This window comes from bacterium, assembly GCA_021372615.1.
GTDB lineage: Bacteria > Armatimonadota > Zipacnadia > Zipacnadales > UBA11051 > JAJFUB01.
The window spans coordinates 1-2306 of sequence record JAJFUB010000072.1 but is presented as its reverse complement, the minus strand read 5'-3'; the positions used below and the strand labels follow the sequence as shown (position 1 = coordinate 2306).

Annotated in this window: 3 protein-coding genes; all 3 read right to left on the bottom strand. The window is 67.6% G+C overall.

Features of this window, described 5'->3' with window-relative positions; translation table 11 throughout:
• Positions 1-101, bottom strand: a 101-nt coding sequence (locus LLH23_10650; protein ID MCE5238938.1) for a 5'/3'-nucleotidase SurE, incomplete at its 3' end; no start/stop codon positions are given.
• A complete protein-coding gene (gene serA / locus LLH23_10645; protein MCE5238937.1) occupies positions 98-1717 on the bottom strand; it encodes a phosphoglycerate dehydrogenase in 1620 nt (539 codons plus the stop codon). The genes serA and LLH23_10650, both read right to left, overlap by 4 nt.
• Positions 1710-2306, bottom strand: a 597-nt coding sequence (locus tag LLH23_10640; protein ID MCE5238936.1) for an alanine--glyoxylate aminotransferase family protein, incomplete at its 5' end; no start/stop codon positions are given. The genes serA and LLH23_10640, both read right to left, overlap by 8 nt.

Below are 2306 nucleotides of genomic sequence, written 5' to 3'. Positions count from 1 at the left end.
GGGGCGATGACGAGCACTTCCGCCACCTCGACCAGCGCCTTCACCAGCACGCGCAGGCCTTCGGCAAACACCCCGTCGTCATTGGTCACCAGGATTCTCATGACAGCTCCGTTTGACGCTCAGGAAAAGCAATAACTCGTGTCATCGTGACGCCGTCGAGGTTGTTGATCTCGGCGAGGGCGTCTTCGGGTATGGCGGACTGTACCGTGAGTGCCATCAGGCCGACTTCGTCCGGCGCTTCATGACTGACCTGAATGGCGGAGATGTTCACTCCGGCTTCGCCAAGGAGGGTGCCGACCCTGCCGATGAAGCCGGGGCGGGAGGGGGACTTGCGCCAGATCAGCAGGGCGGTGTCGGCGGGCGGAAGGTCCAGATCGTAATCCCCGATGCCGACTATGCGCGGCAGGTCGCGATCAAGCAGAGCGCCGGCGACGACGGTTTCGGGGTCGCCTTGCAGGCGCAACTCCAGGAGGTTCGTGTAGCCGCGGGCGTCCTGCCGACGAGCCTGGGCCACCTCGATGTGGCGCTCGCGGGCCAGCAGCGGGGCGTTGATGGCGTTGACCGTCTCGTCAGTGATGCCCTGCATAGACGCGGCAAGGGCAGTGGCGGTGACGTAGCCGAGATACTCGGGCGAGAGGTCGGCGGGTGTGGTCATTTCGAGGCGGCGCAGCGGGCCGATGCGCAGGCCACGGGCGAGGCGCGCGAGGGCCTCGGCGAGCGGCAGGAAGGGCGCCACGACCTGCAAGGCCTCCGGCGGGAGGGGAGGAGCATTGACGGGCCAGCGGGCGGGCTTGCCCTGCAGGACCTCAACGACCTGCCTCGCGGCGTCGAGGGCCACGTTGATCTGGGCCTCGTGGGTCATCGCGCCGACATGCGGGGTGACGATGACGTTGGGGAGGCTGAGCAGTTCGGTGTTCTGGGTGGGCTCTTCGGCGAAGACGTCGAGCGCGGCGGCGGCGAGGGTGCCCTCGCGCAGGGCCGCTATCAGGGCCGCTTCGTCGAGGAGAGAGCCGCGGGCGGTGTTAATGAGGATTGCGCCCGGCTTGAGACGGGCGAGTTGCGGGGCACCGATGAGGTGTTCGGTCTCGCTGCTGGCGACCGCGTGGAGGCTGAGGAAGTCGCTCTGCTGGAGGACCTCATCGAAAGACGCCAGGGTGGCGCCGGCGGCGGCGGCACGCTCGGTGGTGATGTAGGGGTCGTAGGCGATTACTTCCAGCCCGAGGGCGCGGCCACGCTTGGCGACTTCGCTGCCAACGTTGCCCAGGCCGACTAGGCCGAGGGTCTTGCCTTGTATCTGGCGACCGCTGCAGGACTTGCGGTCCCACTGCCCGGCCTTCGTGGAGGCGTTGCCCTGCGGAATGCAGCGGGCGGCGGCCATAAGGAGGGCCACGGCGTGCTCGGCGGCGGCGAGGATGTTGCCGGCAGGGGAATTGACCACGAGGATGCCGCGGCGGGTGGCGGCCTCAACGTCAATATTGTCCACGCCAACCCCGGCGCGAGCGATGACCCGACAGCGGGTGGCGGCTTCGACGACGGTCGCGGTGATCTGCGTGGCGCTGCGGACGATGATGGCGTCGGCGTCGACGACCTCGCGCAACAGGTCGGGCTCTGGGAGACCGGTGCGCACGCGCACTTCACCGGCCTCGCCAAGAATTCCGAGCCCTTCGGGCGCGAGTGAGTCGCAGACCAGGATAATCTGCATGGCTGATTCAGTCATGGTAGCCGGACTCTAGTGCGGTCAGGACTGTCTGGCGGTCGGCGCGATGGCCGAGTTCGGCGAGTTCGGTCAACGTGGCCTCCCACGTGCGCTGCAGGTCGGAATACTGGCATGCACCGAGGTGACCGATGCGGAAGATCCTGCCCTTGAGAGTGTCCTGGCCGCCGGAGATCAGGATGTTGTGCTTTTCGCGCAGGCGCTTGACGAGCTGGCCGGAGTCGAGGCCGGCGGGTGACTTGACGGCGGTTACTATGTCGCTGGCGCAGTCATCGGCGGCGAGAAGATCGAGCCCGGCGGCTCGGGCGGCGGCGCGGCAGGCTGCGGAAAGCCTGTGGTGCCGGGCCTGGAACTGCGACAGGCCCTCGGCGGCGATGAGCCGCAGGGAGGCCTGCAGGGCGACGATCATATTCACGTTCGGCGTGTACGGCGTCTGGCCCTTGGCGAGTGAGGCGAGCGCCTTGGGCAGGTTGAAGTAGTACTTTGGCATGGTCGCCACGGAGGCGGCACGCTGGCCAGCGTCGCTCAGGGTCACAAAAGCCAGACCGGGAGGCAGCATCAGGGCCTTCTGCGAGCCTGACGCGGCAGCGGT

Excerpts from the sequence above, each read along its gene's own strand:
- serA (MCE5238937.1), bottom strand. The coding sequence starts at position 1,717 with ATGACTGAATCAGCCATGCAGATTATCCTGGTCTGCGACTCACTCGCG.